The 17,320-nt window shown below is 33.8% G+C and carries 7 protein-coding genes and 6 pseudogenes; 3 read left to right on the top strand and 10 right to left on the bottom strand.

Going from position 1 to position 17,320, the window contains the following annotated elements:
* Positions 1 to 207 precede the first annotated feature (207 nt).
* Positions 208 to 1,606 (top strand): annotated as a pseudogene (locus ABLV90_RS07220) (peptide MFS transporter); the annotation flags it as partial.
* 170 nt (positions 1,607 to 1,776) lie between these two features.
* Positions 1,777 to 2,737 (top strand): annotated as a pseudogene (locus tag ABLV90_RS07215) (diacylglycerol/lipid kinase family protein).
* Positions 2,738 to 2,950: 213 nt separating this feature from the next.
* Here ABLV90_RS07215 and ABLV90_RS07210 read toward each other — a convergent pair.
* The 6 genes and pseudogenes from ABLV90_RS07210 to ABLV90_RS07185 form a co-directional block, all read right to left on the bottom strand.
* Entirely contained in the window at positions 2,951 to 3,499 is a 549-nt protein-coding gene (locus ABLV90_RS07210) for a 5' nucleotidase, NT5C type (protein WP_069833315.1), read from the bottom strand.
* A gap of 269 nt (positions 3,500 to 3,768) precedes the next feature.
* The gene (gene hisC, locus ABLV90_RS07205; RefSeq protein WP_460872413.1) at positions 3,769 to 4,824 is read right to left on the bottom strand and encodes a histidinol-phosphate transaminase; all 1,056 of its coding nucleotides are present in this window, start codon (positions 4,822 to 4,824) and stop codon (positions 3,769 to 3,771) included.
* Between the two features lie 194 nt (positions 4,825 to 5,018).
* Complete coding sequence (locus ABLV90_RS07200; RefSeq protein ID WP_460872412.1) at positions 5,019 to 6,533, bottom strand: ABC transporter permease/substrate-binding protein; 1,515 nt, start codon at positions 6,531 to 6,533, stop codon at positions 5,019 to 5,021.
* Positions 6,530 to 7,496, bottom strand: a pseudogene (locus ABLV90_RS07195) (ABC transporter ATP-binding protein). The gene ABLV90_RS07200 and the pseudogene ABLV90_RS07195 overlap by 4 nt, the downstream one beginning before the upstream one ends.
* 290 nt (positions 7,497 to 7,786) lie before the next feature.
* Positions 7,787 to 9,565: a DNA helicase RecQ gene (recQ, locus tag ABLV90_RS07190; RefSeq protein ID WP_069833311.1), complete on the bottom strand. Its 1,779-nt coding sequence runs from the start codon at positions 9,563 to 9,565 to the stop codon at positions 7,787 to 7,789.
* Positions 9,566 to 9,578: 13 nt separating this feature from the next.
* Positions 9,579 to 11,463: pseudogene (locus tag ABLV90_RS07185) on the bottom strand (ABC-F family ATP-binding cassette domain-containing protein).
* A gap of 128 nt (positions 11,464 to 11,591) precedes the next feature.
* Between ABLV90_RS07185 and ABLV90_RS07180 the strand changes: the two are divergent.
* Positions 11,592 to 12,413 (top strand): annotated as a pseudogene (locus ABLV90_RS07180) (ZIP family metal transporter).
* Between the two features lie 192 nt (positions 12,414 to 12,605).
* Here ABLV90_RS07180 and ltaS read toward each other — a convergent pair.
* The 4 genes and pseudogenes from ltaS to ABLV90_RS07160 all read right to left on the bottom strand — a co-directional run bounded on the left by ltaS (position 12,606) and on the right by ABLV90_RS07160 (position 17,257).
* Positions 12,606 to 14,550 (bottom strand): annotated as a pseudogene (gene ltaS, locus ABLV90_RS07175) (polyglycerol-phosphate lipoteichoic acid synthase LtaS).
* Between the two features lie 781 nt (positions 14,551 to 15,331).
* Positions 15,332 to 16,336: a 5-oxoprolinase subunit C family protein gene (locus ABLV90_RS07170; RefSeq protein ID WP_069815316.1), complete on the bottom strand. Its 1,005-nt coding sequence runs from the start codon at positions 16,334 to 16,336 to the stop codon at positions 15,332 to 15,334.
* Positions 16,324 to 17,031, bottom strand: a complete 708-nt coding sequence (gene pxpB / locus ABLV90_RS07165) for a 5-oxoprolinase subunit PxpB (RefSeq protein ID WP_069815315.1) — start codon at positions 17,029 to 17,031, stop codon at positions 16,324 to 16,326. Before pxpB ends, ABLV90_RS07170 begins: the two co-directional genes overlap by 13 nt.
* 22 nt (positions 17,032 to 17,053) lie before the next feature.
* Entirely contained in the window at positions 17,054 to 17,257 is a 204-nt protein-coding gene (locus ABLV90_RS07160) for a hypothetical protein (RefSeq protein ID WP_069815314.1), read from the bottom strand.
* Positions 17,258 to 17,320: the final 63 nt, after the last annotated feature.

The following is a 17,320-nucleotide window of genomic DNA, read 5'->3' as shown; positions in this document are numbered from 1 at the left end:
GTTATTGTGAGAATATTATTGAAATTTAGTTTTATTAGGAGTAAAATCTATTTTATACATTTTTTTATTGGGAGCAAGAAAGGACGGGAATTTTTTATGCAAAATCAGGACAAAACCCAAGACCAAGCCATCCAATCCATTCCACAAAAAGGATTTTTTGGACATCCTAAAGGTCTAGGGGTTTTATTTTTCGTTGAATTTTGGGAGAGGTTTAGTTATTACGGGATGCGCGCGTTACTTATCTTTTATATGTATTTCGCGATCAAAGACGGCGGCCTCGGTATGGACAAGGGTACTGCACAGTCAGTCATGGCTGTTTATGGTGCTTTAATCTATATGACTTCAGTACTTGGAGGTTGGATATCTGATAGAATCACTGGTACGCGTTCAGCCACATTTTACGGTGGCGTACTAATCATCATTGGTCATGTATTCTTAAGTTTACCATTAGATATTGTCGGTTTATTCATATCCATGTTCTTTATTATCGTGGGTTCAGGTTTAATGAAACCAAGTATTTCTAATATTGTAGGTAGACTATATCCTGAAAATGATACACGTATGGATGCTCGGATTCGTTATTTTCTATATGTCTGTAAATTTAGGTGGACTACTTTCACCATTAATATTAGATCAATTCGTTAAATCGGGCGATTTCCATGCTGGCTTTTTAATAGCCGCAGTAGGTATGGCATTAGGTTTAATTTGGTATATGATCTTCAATAAGAAAAATATTGGCGATGTAGGAACGAAACCTACGAATCCTTTAAATCAAAGTGAGAAAAAGAAATACGGTCTAATATTTGCAGCTGCAGCCGTAGTTATTGCGGCGGTATTAATCATCACTGGATTAACTGGAACACTTTCATTTAACATTGTAAGTACTACTGTATTGATACTTGGGGTTGCGTTACCTATCATTTACTTTACAATTATGATTCGCAGTAAAGAAGTTACATCCGATGAACGTTCACGTGTCATTGCCTTTATTCCCCTATTTATTTTAGGTGTAGTTTTCTGGTCAATTCAAGAACAAGGTGCAAATGTGCTAAACATTTTCGCGCTTGAAAGTAGTGATATGTCATTAAATCTATTTGGATGGACAACAGATTTTGGACCAACTTGGTTCCAATCTATTAACCCTCTATTCATCGTATTACTTGCACCAGTAATTTCAATTATCTGGGCTAAAATGGCAAGACGTCAGCCAAGTTTAGCTACGAAATTTGTCTTAGGTGCATTTTTAGCAGGTGCTTCTTACATAATGATTGGCTTAATTGGCATTTCATCGGGTGGTGCAATGATAAGTGTAAACTGGATTATCTTGTCATATGTTATTTGCGTTATTGGTGAATTATGTTTATCACCTACTGGTAATAGTGCGGCAGTAAAACTTGCACCTAAAGCCTTCAACACGCAAATGATGAGTTTATGGTTACTAACAAACGCCTGTGCTCAAGCCATTAACGGTACTTTAGTCAAACTTATCGAACCACTTGGCTATAAAAATTATTTCCTATTCCTAGGAGTAATTGCAATTGTAGTCAGCCTAATCATCCTTGCCTTTGTACCAAAAATCGTCAAGGGTATGCGTGGTATTAAATAATAGTTTAATGATATAAAAGCATGCACAGTAGCTGTCTCATATCTAGTCAGCCCTATGAGAGCGGGAATACGAAATCAAATTTCAAATTTTGATTTCTCTCCCGTTCTCTTTTTTATTTATTTTTTTGAAAATCGGGTAAACTTAATAAGTAAATCAAAATTCTAAGAAATATGGTGAATAAATTGACTCAATCAAAATTTAAACACGGCGTATTATTTTACCATGAACACTCAGGTATAAAAGATATTTATAGAGGTCTCGGAGACGTTGCCTCATCACTTACAACATTTTGTAAGCATCTCTCTATCCAATTAAGTGAAAATGAAGGAGACATTATTACTTATTGTAAAAAAATAAAAGAACAAAGTTATAGTGATGATGTAGATATTATCTTTATTTTAGGTGGGGACGGTACGGTAAATGAACTCGTTAATGGCATGATGCAAAGTCAGTTAGATATTCCAATCGGTATTATACCTGGCGGGACTTTTAATGATTTTGTAAAAACATTAAATTTACACCCACGTCATAAAGTAGCAAGTGAACAACTTAAGGAAGCAGAACTAAGATCTTATGATGTTATGAAAGTAAATGATGAATATGCTTTAAACTTTGTAGGCATGGGGCTTATTGTACAAAATGCCGAGAACGTACAAGAAGGTAACAAAGATGTCTTTGGTAAATTAAGTTACGTTGGTTCTACAGTAAAAACTTTACTTAACCCAGAACACTTTGACTATAAACTAACTGTCGATGAGAAGGAAATTGAAGGTAATACCACAATGCTTGTAGTAGCGAATGGACCCTTCATAGGTGGTAGTCGTATACCTTTAACCGACTTATCTCCTAATGATGGTTATTTAAATACGTTTATCTTCACAGAAGAAAGAACAAGTGTCTTAAACGATGTGTTTAAACAACGTGACGAGCATGAATTGGAATAATATGACGGATGGTATTAAACATGTATTAGCGAAGAAAATCACCATCGCTACGGACCCACAGATGAAAGTTGACATTGATGGTGAAGTTGACTTAAAAACGCCGCTTCAAATCGAAGTTGTGCCAAATGCTATTCAAATACTGACACTTCCAGAACATAAACAAGTGAACGATACTGAATCAGAGTAATTAAGCTTTAACACGATGATTTAAATTATAAACAATCACGTAGTTCCAAAAATCGTTATATTTTAAATAGAAAAGCATCAATCTATTAGTTTATAATAGATTGATGCTTTTAATTTGAGAATGGGATATTTCTGCCCCACTCCCTTCTTTTTAAACAAGCGTATTGTTGCTATATATTTGTATCTCAAACTCATATCTCAAACACTTGAAAGATTAAATATTGTACTCACTATCTCCTAGGAAATAATTCTCAACATCTTTCCAATTATTCACACGATCAAATCTGTCATCGTTGATATTGTGCGTTGCAGTATACATAATCGGCGTACCAGTAAAGATGCTTAACTGTCTAGGGTTATCATCGATTAAATAATCCGCTTTAACAATGTCTTTTCGACCACAAAATACAAAATGCTGAGGGTCTAAAAATGGGAAGAAGTGTCTTAACCAATCATATTTATCATGGAATGAAGTCGGTACATCCATTGCCGCAGTTGCAATATATACATCATAATGTTCAGTTAGTTTTTTAACGACATCTTGTGCATCATCCATAACTTGTAATCTTCTGAAAAAGCCAGGTTCCCTTAAAATTTCTGTTAGTAGACCATCATGCTCAGGCATTGCATGTCTCAACTTTATTCCATCTAACATTTCATATGTAATTCCTAAATCCGTACGTTTATTCACGTCTTCAAGCAATGCACCTACTGTATCGGCAAGTACCTCATCCATATCAATAGCAATCGATTTTCTCGTCATCTACTACTCTACTCCCTTTTCAATAGCTTCCATCTTTATTATATATAGGCAAAGTTCTATGTGACAAGTGACTACATATAACTCCTATTTTCACTTCTAAGTATAGCAAATAACGTTCAACTAAACCAAAATTGTACTTATAAATATAATTCAAATCATGTTTAATGCTATCTACATCATACTTCACAGCACCTTAATGAATCGTGTTATTATATTTAAAATTCCATACACATTTTAGTATCGTTGAACGTCAACATCATTCATTATGATTAAAAGTCAAAACTTTTAAGTACTTCGATCATTTTATCATTTTGCTCTGGAAAGCCTATTGTCACTCGAATACCTTTAGGAAATGCTCTTGTAATACAGCCAACATTTAAAAATGCTTCATATAAATCATGTGGTTTGTCTGTATTGATATAGACAAAGTTTGTTTGGCTTGGATAAAATTTATCACTTACAGCTAATTCAAAGAATTTGGCTCTCTCTTGCGCGTTACGTTCGCGAATAGATGCTAAGTATGCTTGGTCTTCTAATGCCGCCAACGCCGCATATTCAGATAAACGTCCTACATTAAAAGGTGGACGTATAATATTCCATTTTTCAATCGCTTCTTTAGTCGCAACTACATAACCAATACGCATACCTGCTAAACCATAGGCTTTAGAGAATGTACGTAATAAAAACGCATTTGTAAATTGTTCTTGTAAAGCTAATGTATCAGGGAAATCTTCCGCCGTTACAAATTCCACATAGGCTTCATCTATAATTACTGGAACATGACTTGGAACTCGTGTTAAGAAGTGTTGTAATTCTTCATGCGTAAAATAAGTGCCTGTGGGATTATTTGGATTACATAACCATACGAGTTTCGTATCATCGTCAATCTCTGCTAAAATACCTTCTAAATCAAAACATCCATCTTGCATAGGTACTTGAGCTACATTTGCGGCTTCTACGGTTGCATTATGATAATATTGTCCAAATGTCATTTCGCTTGTTACTATTTTATCTCCAGGAGTGAGTACCGCACGTGAAATCATTAAAATGACTTCGTCTAGGCCTGCCCCGAATAAAATGCGTGATGCATCAACATTTAAGTGCTTACTGATTGCTTCTTTGATTAATGGAGAACCGGTCTCAGGATAAAATTGCAATTCATCTAAATGTGCTTGAATCGCCTCGTTAACTTTTGGTGATGGACCATATAAATTTTCATTTGAAGCTAATTTATATAATTCACCTTCAATCCCGTAACTTTCTTTCAATGCTCTAGGCGATAAACCTGGTTCATATGCTGATAATTGTTCAATTTGCTTTTTCATTGTTGCTTCGGGCCTCCTTAAATTTACAGAAATTTCAAAACTTAATAACTATTATAAACCCAATAATAGCTTAAAATCAATGTGTCCTCATCAAACAGTTTGATTTGTAAACAGTAAAAAAACGAGTTCAGATAAATTAAGCGCGTGTTATTCCTATCGCTCATCATCCGAACCCGTAATAAAAGAGATAATGTTTAATCTATTAAATGATGCTTTTCTAGATATGCTTTTGCAACTTCATATGGGTCTTCTTTCTTCACAGTCACATCGTAGTTCATTTGTTGCATTTCTTCATCTGAAATTTTACCTGCTAATTTATTTAACGGTGCTTTAATTTCAGGATGTTCTTCTAAATAAGATGCTTTAAACATAGGCGCACCTTGATATGGCGGAAAGACATCTTTATCATCCTCTAGAACGACCATATCATATTGTTTTAATTCTGCATCTGTTGAATATGCATCTATTAAATTGATATCGCCACTTTCAATTGCTTGATAACGTAATTTAGGTTCCATCGTTTTAACATCCCCCAAATCAAGGTCATATGCTTTTTTCACAGCTGGATAGCCATCTTCACGATCATTAAATTCTAATGTAAAGCCAGGCTTGATTTTACCACTGACTTTATTTAAATCACCAATTGTTTTAATATCATACTCTTCTGCAAAGTCTCTTTTCACTGCTAAGGCATACGTATTATTGTATTCCATTGGTTTTAACATCGTCATATCAAATTTATTTTCTAAACTCGATTTAGCTTGCTCATATACTTTGTCTTCTTGCTTAGACTTTAAATCTTCTTTCGTTAATTCACCGAGCACTGTCCCTGTAAACTCGAGATAACCATCTATATCATCTGATTTTAGGGCGTTAAATAAGAAAGCTGTTTTACCCAATCCATCTTCAACTTCAACAGTATGATCCGTTTCTTCTTCAATTAAAATCTTATACATATTGGTAATCACTGAAGGCTCTGAACCAAGCTTACCCGCTAAGGTCACTTTATCTCCTTTTTGTGCTAACATCGGACCGACTATAAACAATAATAAGATCAGTACGATGGCACCTAATGCAATCAGTAACTTTTTGTATGACATTTTTTGCATAAAGCGTAAGGCTAAATCAAATAAAATTGCGAGCAAGGCCGCTGGAATGGCACCAATAAGTATTAATGACGTATCATTTCTATCGATACCTAATAATATAAGGTCACCTAAACCACCTGCACCAATTAAAGCCGCCAATGTTGCCGTACCAATGATTAATACCATAGCTGTGCGAATACCCGCCATAATTACCGGCATCGCAATTGGCAATTCTACTTTACTCAAACGGCGTCCTGGTTTCATACCTATACCTTTTGTCGCTTCTATTAACGAAGCATCAACTTCGTTAATACCCGTGTATGTATTTCTTAAAATAGGTAATAATGCATAGACCACTAAAGCAATCACTGCAGGTACCTTACCTATACCAAATAGTGGTATCATCAAACCGAGTAATGCAAGTGATGGTATCGTTTGAAGTATTGCGGCAATATTCATCACTACTTCAGAAAGTTTACGTGTTTTTGTAAGTAGAATGCCTAAGGGAACGCCAATTAATGTCGCTATTAATAAAGCAATAAAAGATATTTGCATATGTTCGAAAATGGTTGTTAATAATTGACCTTTGCGCTCTACAAGAGTGTTAATGAATTCATTCATCCATTATGACCTCCTTTGCCTTCTGACAAAACTTTAAATATATCTTCTCGTTTTAGTACATGTTGTGTAGAAGTCGCTTCATCATCGACAATAATGCCTTCATGGTCAATTAAATGCTCATAAATATCACGTACAAAATAATCACTTTGAAGGACAGGATAACTTTCATGAGGCGTCTCTAATTTATTGTCCGGTAAATTACTAACCAGTTCAGATAATTTCATATCATTAACCGTGCGTTTTACTTTATCTCCCATAAACTGCTTCACAAAGTCGTTTTTAGGATTTTTAATAAAACCTTCTGGTGTATCAATTTGTTCAACTCGTCCCTCATTTAATAAACATATACGATCACCAAGTTTCATTGCTTCTTGAATATCATGCGTTACAAAAATAATCGTCTTTTTAATTTTTTGTTGTAATTCTATCAAATCATCTTGTAACTTTTCACGACTAATCGGATCTAGCGCACTGTATGGCTCATCCATTAATATCACTGGTGGATCGGCGGCTAATGCACGCACCACGCCTACACGTTGCTCGCTGTCCCCCTGACAACTCATCTGGTTTACGATTTTTATATAATTCAGGTTCTAAACCGACCATATCCAATAATTCATCCACACGTTGGTTAATATCTTTTTCTTTCCATTTTTTCATTTGTGGCACTTGTGCAATATTCTCTTTGATTGTCATATGTGGGAAAAGTGCGATTTGTTGCAATACATAACCAATATCCCAACGCATTTCATAAATAGAATAATCACTAATTGGTTTATCATTAAAATAAATATACCCTTCAGATAAAGAAATTAAGCGATTGATCATTTTTAAGGTCGTTGTTTTGCCACAACCTGAAGGCCCAATTAACACAAAAAATTCGCCTTTTTTTATATTAAAACTGATGTCATCGACTGCAGTTTTATCTCCATATTTTTTTACTACATTTTTAAATTCTATCACTTTGTCACCTTCACTTTACTGTCCTCTATTTTTAAAATTAGCTTAAATTCACATTTACCACAATTATTCCCTATTTTCATATAATTCATGTATTTATCAAGCAATTTTCAAAAGTTTTGTTTTACTTCAATAAAATCTTGTTATTACAAAAAAGCGAAGTTAACTCAAATCAAAAATATACCTATGATCTTTTTGTTACATAGTATATTAAAATTTGAAATTTAACTTCGCAGTTATGGTCATATTTATTTAAAGCAGAAAGTTATGTGGAGATACAAAACTTAAGTTAATTATATCTTTGCTTTATATGATTGAATGGTTTCTAAAAACATTGGACAGTAATGTTTTAATTTGTAACTACCTACGCCATCAATTAAAATCATATCTTGTTTTGATTCTGGCTTTCTTTTAGCAAATTCTTCTAGTGTAAAATCAGAGAATATACTTACTGGTGGAATGCTCAAGTCCTCACTTAGCTGTTTGCGTACAGCTATAAGTTCATCAAATAATGCACGATCCACACCTTCTACGGTATTGATATTAACTTTTTCTGTAGTTTTGCGTTTAAATGGTGTCGTAAATATAGCGACCTGATCACTCAATAAACTTTTCACGGAGTTATCACAAGTTAATATTTCATCATACTCATTTAAAAAGCCTTTAAATCTCAATTCATCAATAAGATGGCTTAAATCTGATGTAGTATAGTTTTTCATAATACCATGTGTTGACAATTCATTATAATCACAGTAGCGAATATAATCAGATTCTTCGCCTCTTAATACTTGTATAATGACGCTATAGCTTTCTTTTTGTTTCATACGTGCGATACAACTCACTATCATTTTTGCTTCATTAGTCATATCATACGTTTTATTTTCTCTTACACAATTACTACACTGTTCACATTCTTCAAGCTTTTCATTCGGCTCAAAATAATGTACGAGCGTTGCTTCTAAACACTTTTTAGTTTTTGTATAAAGTATCATCTTATTTAATTTTTCGCCCATCTTATCTTTATAATCATCATCTGCTTTCGACGAAGATATAAAATACTGATGTAAGCCGATATCACGTTCACTAAATAATAAAATACAATCACTATTTAAACCATCACGACCTGCGCGACCCGCTTCTTGATAGTACGATTCTAAATCGCCAGGCATATTATAATGAATAACAAATCTCACATTGGACTTATCGATACCCATACCAAAAGCATTCGTAGCTACAACTACGCGTACTCGATCGTAAACAAAATCATTTTGGGCAGCTTCACGCTCTTTGTTCGATAGTCCACCATGATAGGTTGTACTCTTAATATCATTAATCGCTAATGCTTCTTGTAATTCTTCAACTTGTTTTCGTGTTGAACAATAAATAATGCCGGATTCTTTTTGATATTTTTTAACATATTCCAACACAAATTTTTGTCGTTGATATGTAGGATTGACCTGAAAGATTAGATTTCGACGTTTTGTACTTGTTTTAATCTCGTCGTTTTTATTAATGTTCAAGCGATCCATAATGTCTTTTTGAACTTCAATTGTGGCCGTTGCAGTGAGCGCCACAATTGTAAAATCTTGTGGTAATGCAAATACCTTATGAATCACATCTCGATAACTCGGTCTAAAATCGTGGCCCCATTTAGAAATACAGTGTGCTTCATCAAAAGCAACTAGCGGTATATTTAATTGTTGCACCATTTGAACAAAATAAGCATTATCGAAACGTTCGGGTGCCACATATAGAAATTGAATTTCACCTTTTCTAAGTTGTGCCTCTATTTCTTTTTGTTGTTTCTGAGTTAAACTACTGTTTAAGTACGCCGCGCGTATACCCATGGCCTTTAATTGATCAACTTGGTCTTTCATTAGCGAAATTAATGGACTGATAACAATCGTCGTACCGCCCAACATTAATCCCGGCACTTGATAACAAATTGATTTTCCCCCGCCAGTAGGTAATACACCTAGCGCATTTTGATGATTCATTACTTTTGTTATAATTTCTTTTTGACCTGGACGAAATGTATCGTAGCCAAAATAATGCGATAATGTTGATTCCATGTTTAACAATCCCTCATTGTTCTTTTAGTTCTTCTAGTTCGCTCCATCTTGCCATATCATCTTCGTACGTCTGATTAAGACGTCGTTGTTCTTCATTTAATTCTTTGATTTTAGCATAATCTGAACTTGCCGCAACCATTTCTTCATCGATGGTTTCTAATCTTTGCTCAGTAGTTTCAATACGTTCAATAATCGTTTCATATTCTTGCTTTTCTTTAAAAGAGAGCCCTTTTTTCTTGTTCGCATTTTGTTTTACATGCGCTTGTTGTTTCTGTTGCTTTTGTTGTGCTTGAGCTTTATCTTGTTCTTTTTTATATGCTTCATAATCTTCAAATGTTCCTATGATACGTTCCATTTTTCCATCGTGAATATACCAATATTCTTGGGCTACTTTATTTAAGAAGTATCTATCATGACTTACTGTAATTACCGCACCACCAAATGTCTCAATATAATCTTCAAGTATTGTTAGCGTTTCAGTATCTAAGTCGTTTGTTGGCTCATCTAATAATAAGACATTCGGCTGATGGACCAATAATCTCAACAGATATAATCTTTTTTGTTCGCCACCTGATAATTTATATATTTTTTTACCATGTGTGGAACTTGGAAATAAGAAGCGTTCAAGTAGTTGTGTAATTGAAACTGACGTACCATCTTTTTCTTTTGCTACTTCACTTTCTTCTCTTAAATAATCAATCATTCTGACATCACGATCTAATCGCTCTTCACTTTGTTTAAAGTAAGCAACTTTTACAGTCTGCCCTATTTTCAGATTACCTTCGAAAGCTTGATCTTCTCCACTCAATATATTTAACAATGTTGTTTTACCAAGCACCATTAGGACCAACAATACCAATTTGCTGACCACTTTGAATAATTTGAGTGATATCTTCGAACAGCGTTTTCCCATTTATGCGTTTAGTTAAAGCATCGAATTCAAAAACTTGTTTACCCAATCTTGAATAAGCAAGATTTAAAGATGCTTTATCTTGTTGATGTTGATTTTTGACATCTTGTTCTAAATCGCTAAATCTATTTTTACGCGCTTGTTGTTTTGTAGTTCGTGCTTTTACACCCGCACGCATCCAAGCAAGTTCTTTTTTATATAATGACTGTTGCTTCGATTGTTGTTTTTGTTCGATGATTTCATTTTCCGCACGTTGTGCAATATAAGCTTCATAATTACCAGAATAAGTGCGTAATTTTCCACGATCTAATTCGATAATTCGTGAGGATACTTCATTTAAGAAATAGCGATCATGCGTTACAAATAATACAGTGTGTGGATATTGTTTCACATAATTGATTAACCAATTGATAGATTCAAAATCTAAGTGGTTGGTAGGCTCATCTAGAAGTAATAAGTCAGGTTGTTCAATAAGTGTCTTCGCAAGACCCACTCTTTTTTGTTGACCGCCTGAAAGTTCACTTACTTCTTTTGTTGTATCATGAATACCTAATTTAGAAAGTATCGTCTTGATTTCTGCACTATAGTCCCATGCTTGATTCGCATCCATCGCATCTTGTGCTTGCATCATTTTTTGTAAATCTGACTCACTCTGGGTCGTACTATATTGATTCAGTGCAGACTCATATGCACGTATAACTTGAAGTGTTTTAGTTTCTGAGGTCAATACTGCTTCAAAAACAGACATGTTTCGATCAAAATCTTGTTTTTGAGAAGAATAACGGACGCGATATGCATTGGGATGCGATATTTCCGCATCGTAATCTTCGTCTAGTCCTGCCATTACTTTTAACAAAGTACTCTTGCCAGTCCCATTTATACCAACGAGTCCTATTTTTTCTCTTTCAGAAATAGAGAGATGTAAATCATCGAAAATAGTCTTATCGGCATATGACTTATTTAAATGTTCAATTTTGTATGCTTCCATCATTCTACATCCTTTTTAATATCGAAATTTTTAAATATCGAAAATAGTAATTATATCTGTTAAACTTAATTTCAGTTCTATATATTATACACCTTTTTGAACTCAAATGATACAAAGGAGCAAAGCTTATGTCGGAATTTTTCCAAAACTTACCTCCTTACATCCAAGCATTAATAGCTGGTCTTATCACATGGCTACTTACTGCATTAGGAGCGAGCATCGGTATTTATTTTCAAAAGAGTTAACGATAAGTTATTAAACTCAATGCAAGGTTTTGTTGCGGGTATTATGATCGCCGCAAGTTTTTGGTCATTATTACAGCCAGCCATTGCTTATGGTGAAGGCACAGCATTCCCATGGTTGCCAGCTGCTATTGGTTTTTTATTGGGTGGATTATTTATTCGGGGATTAGATTTAGTTATTCCTCATATACATCCAAATACCAAAGACACCAAACAATTTCATGAAGGTGTGGGTACTAAAAAACTCAACAAAAATACATTACTTGTATTGGCAATTACGTTACACAATATTCCCGAAGGCCTTTCTATAGGTGTAGCTTTTGGTGGTATTGTTTCTGGTAATGGTCAAGCAACATTTTTAGGCGCTGTTGGATTAGCCATCGGTATCGGAATACAAAATATTCCTGAAGGTGCGGCGCTATCAATGCCAATACGCGACTGCAGGTGCATCAAGATGGAAAGCTTTTAATTATGGACAAGCATCAGCCATCGTCGAGCCTATATTTGCTGTAGTCGGCAGCTGCTGCCGTGATAATGATCACTCCTATGTTGCCATATGCTTTAGCATTTGCTGCAGGTGCGATGATATTCGTTGTGGTTGAAGAACTTATACCAGATTCTCAGGCAAGTAACAATACAGACCTTGCAACGTTAAGTCTAATGTTAGGATTCACAATCATGATGATACTTGATGTCGCACTTGGATAAGGACTTAAATTTAGTATTAAAAATGGTTTAGACATAAACCAAATAAGTAAACAATAGCTATGGACGTTTGAAAAAGCCTCATAGCTATTTTTATGTCTTTATTTTATATACATATATACGCGAATTCATCTAAAGTGAATTTTAAAAAAGAGCCAACACACCTAGATTAGGTATGTTGGCTCTGTAATTTATCTATTCTTTTTGCTCTTTTGATTTTGGACCAGGCTTATATTCGTACTCAGAAGGTTTCACTTTTTCGAAATCTGGGTTGTCATAGAATCTCAATAAGTCACCATTAATCAAATCATCACTCATTTGTAGATCTTTTTCAGCCTGTTGTTTACGTTTCTCGAAATCTTCAGGTTTTTTTGTTACTGGTTCATTGTTTTTATTATTATAAATTCTACCATTAACATATTTATAATCTTTCGTTATAAAGTCACCATTTCTGAATGGTACTGTGTCGTTATGATCTTTCGATAACATGTCTGTCCCCATCATTAGGTAATTCTTAGTATCAATACCCATTAAATGAAGCAGTGTAGGCATAACGTCTGCTTGACCAGCGTAAGTTTCATCTACTGTGCCTTCTTTGCCTGGTATTTTCAACCAGAAACCAGTACGGTTTAAGTCAGTAAATTTAGCTGGTGTAATTTCTTCACCTAATAATTTTTCCATAGCTTTATTATGGTTTTCAGAAATACCATAGTGGTCACCGTAAATCATTATAACAGAATCATCATAAATACCTTTTTTCTTCAATTCATTAACAAATTCTTCTAGTGATTCATCTAAATATCTAGCTGTTTGAACATAGCCATCTACCGTTGAATCCCCAGTATTTGGTGATTCTATTGTTGCATCCTCTGGTGATACAGTGAATGGATAATGGTTTGTTAATGTAATTAAATGACTGTAGAATGGTTCTTTTTCTTTAGCTAAGTAATCTGCTGATTCTTCAAAGAATTCTTTATCTTTAAGACCTAGATTCTCAAGATTTTCTTCAGACATATCATAATATGTCGCATCATAGAATTTATCTATACCAAAGTGTCTATAAACTTGATCACGGTTCCAGAATGTTTTGTAATCACCATGCATTACATTAGATGTATAACCTTGTTTTTGATCAAGAATTGCTCGGCAATGATTGGTAAGTGTTATCACCTTTCAATGAAAAGGCTGAACCTTGTGGTAAACCGAATAAACTATTATCCATTGTAAACTCTGAGTCTGATGTTTTACCTTGACCCGTTTGATGGAAGAAGTTTGGATAATATCTATAACCTGCATTCCCTGATGATAATTTATTTAAGAATGGTGTTACTTCTTCGCCATTTACTTTTTTATCAATTAAGAAAGTTTGGAAACTTTCTAAGTGTATTTTAATAACATTTTTCTTTTTACCCGCACCAAAATACTCTTGATTTGGTTCAACTCGTTTTTGCTTCGAATAATTTAACACTTTAGTTAAATCATCTTCATTTGCTAAAGCTTTTTGCTGATTGTTTTGAATTGTTTTCACACCATCATAGACAGTGAAATTATATGGTCCTAAATATTTAACTAAATATTTGTGATCAAATGTACGTGTTAATAATTCAGGACGATCTGATTCTGCAAAAGCTAGATTCAGGAAGAATAACGCAATTGCAGCTGCCATAACTACTGGCACAAACTTTTTACTGAATACACGTTTATCTAACCATTTTTGTTTAAATATCAAGATAAAAAGGTAAATGATTGTATCAATAAAGTATACAAAGTCATACCATTTGAATGAAGCTGTCACTGCGCCGCCCATTGATTCAACATTTCCAACTTGGTTCAATGTACTAAACGTTATGAAATCAGAGAAGAACCTGAAGTAAACAACGTTCGCGTATAGTAGGAAAGTTAAAATAAAGCCACCAATAAAGATAAACCAGAATGCTTTCTTTCCTTTAAAGAATAAGAAAATACTTAATACTAAAGCGATTAAACTGTATGGATTCATTAATAGGATTAGGTTTTGTACTAACCCTTTAACACCTAAAGAAAAATCAACATAATATGAAAAATACGTTTTAAATGCGACAGTGAGCACGGTCAGAATAAAAAACGCAAAAAGAGTTAATTTCTTTTTGTGTAGACTCATGTTTGTTTCCCCCGATATAGATTAATATAGGTTGGAAAATAATCCATACCTAGTAAAAAAATGGCAAAGTTACTGTGATCATATGTTGTTAGCGATATTAGTATCCCTAACTATACAAAGGTCGTTATTGGCAAAAGTTATCTTCTTTAGGTTATGTTCTTTAAAATCCTAAACAGCTGTGTATGTAATTTAAATTTCTATACACTAGAATTTTATTAGCTTGTTCAATTGTGAACTAAAGTTATAGTTTTAAAATTTTAAGTTTTATATTCTAATTAGAAACTTTTCATTTGTCTATATAGTGTAAATTGCGTAAACGTTTTCGTTTATCGATTAACGTCATCTTCACAATTTTTATCGTTTTGTAATGTTTCCGTAACAAAACGCATATAGTTCAATGTATAAATATAAAGCAATTCTGGTCAAATTTCAAGTAAAAACACACTTTCAAACGTAATTTAACGTTTTGCTCTTGTTTTGTTAAAGGCTTGTTAATGGGCTGTGAATATATCATTAAGAAATAATATGCTTTTTAATTATACGCTGTTTGATTTTTATATTAATCAGACTAGAGTCGTATATGAAATGAATTTTTATTTTAATATTTTATGAAATAATAATACCGTTCTATAAAACATGTTACAAAAATTTTAAAAGTTATACCTCTATACGCACTATTAAAAAAAGCCGTAACCCTCACACAATTATCTTGAGGCGTTACAGCTTATCAGTAACCATTATATTATCCTTCAATTAGTAATATACATAGACCTTCTATTTTTTATTTCAACATCTCTAACTGCATTCTATATTCAATACCATGAAACAATTGGTTTAACCAATTTGTATATTTAATTAAATTCTTTTCTGCAGTTTCAATATCTATAAACTGGAATTTTAATTTTGTACCTTGATGCTTTTGCCCTAGCTTAGTTAAATGATAACTCGCAATTGTCCCAATTTGTGGGTAACTACCTATTGTGTAGTGGTCATTGAGTAAAATAATCGGTGTGCCATCTCTTTTAACTTGTATCGTGCCTATTTGTACAGATTGATGCGCCGGCATATCTTCATAAAAAGCCTTCACGGGTTGTCCTTCTACATACATCCCGACTCTATTCGCTTTACTCGTGACTTTATATTCCCCAAGCGTAAAGTGACTTAATGCTTCTTGTTCAAAGTCTTCTGTCCCTTTATTTTTAATGACATGAAAAACATCTGACATATAATTAAAGGAAAGTGCGTAACCATCAATGCCCCAGTCTGTTTGATGTTTTTCTTCTAGATTTTCAAACAATTTAAGGTGGCGTTCAGTGTAGTCACGTTTCATATTAATTTCGTCACCTTTTTGCAATTTACGTCCATGAAAACCGCCAATTTTCACTTTAAAGTCAGTTGAGGTTGAACCTAACCACTCATCTAATTCCAAACCACCACCGATTGCTAAATATACTCTAGATGTGCGATTTGTCTCTGTAAATACAAGTACGTCACCTTTTTCCATTAAGTACAACTTATTTGGTAATACTTTCATATGTTCTGTTTTAGCTTTAAAACTACCACCACTTAATGCAATCAATGTTGATTCAGTAAAGCGAATGCTCGACATTCTATTTGTCATCTCTAACGTAGCTTCACGTTTATCATTTGCAACGAGTCTGTTCGCTATTTCATGGGATAACGGATCTAGTGCGCCGCCAGGAATAACGCCGTTGTGCTCATAGCCTTTACGCCCAAAATCTTGGAAACTTGAGAATAATCCTTCACCTTCTATTATGATTGACATGGTTCAAAGCCTCCTAAATCCAGCGTTTCTTCTGTTATTGCGTTAAATGTAACGTTATCGCCTAATTTTAGCTTAGTAAAATCAGTTTCTTCTGGGTCAAATAAGCGAATGGGTGTGTAGCCAATGACTAACCAATCGCCATAGGTATCTATTGTAGTAATACCTGTCTTTTTCCCTTCTATAACGACAGAGCCTGCTGGAATAAACGTTTTTTTGCCACCTGTGTGATTAACAAACAGGCGCTTATCCATTCCGGTAAGATAAGGAAATCCAGGTGTAAAACCCATCATTGAGACAAAATACGTATGTTTAGTATGCAGCTTCACAAATTTTTCAAAATCTAATTTGTAATGCGTTAATAAAGCCGCTAAATCAGGACCAAATTCTCCCCCATAAATAACTGGAATTTCCATTGGCTCAATCTCTTGCGCTTCGTGTTTAATCTCTAATTGCACGGTTTGCATTAATGCATTCATATATAAAAATGGTGATTTAATATTGTAGTGTTTAATCATATCTCGCGCATCATAACAAATCATCATATCTGATTCAGTAGGTACAATTTCGGTTATAAAAGGATAGTCTTTTTCTAATAAATACGTTTTTAATGCTAATAAATCTTCTGTTAAATCCTTAGAGACTTCTTTTTCAATAGAAACTACAATTGCTTGGTCTCCCTGGCTATATATTTTCATAGGCTCACCTCTTATATTCTTACTAACGATAAAACACATTTAATCCTTGTACCAAATAACCCACAAGTGCTTTCACTAGAAAATAGACTACTACAAATTGAATCATGCAAGAGATTGTAATTACGAATCTTGCAATATAAATCTGTTGTTTTTTCAGCAAACGGTTTACATACCATTTTGAAAGCAAGGTTATTAAAATCATTGTCAGTATCCAAACCAATATCATCGTTATGCCTCACTCGCTGTTTATAATTTATTACGTAATTATTTAAGTGCACCCTTGTCTATA

It is taken from the genome of Staphylococcus sp. 2S1 (assembly GCF_046721335.1).
Taxonomy (GTDB): domain Bacteria; phylum Bacillota; class Bacilli; order Staphylococcales; family Staphylococcaceae; genus Staphylococcus; species Staphylococcus equorum_A.
The sequence above is the reverse complement of the archived record's forward strand: the minus strand, read 5'-3'. Positions and strand labels throughout refer to the sequence as shown.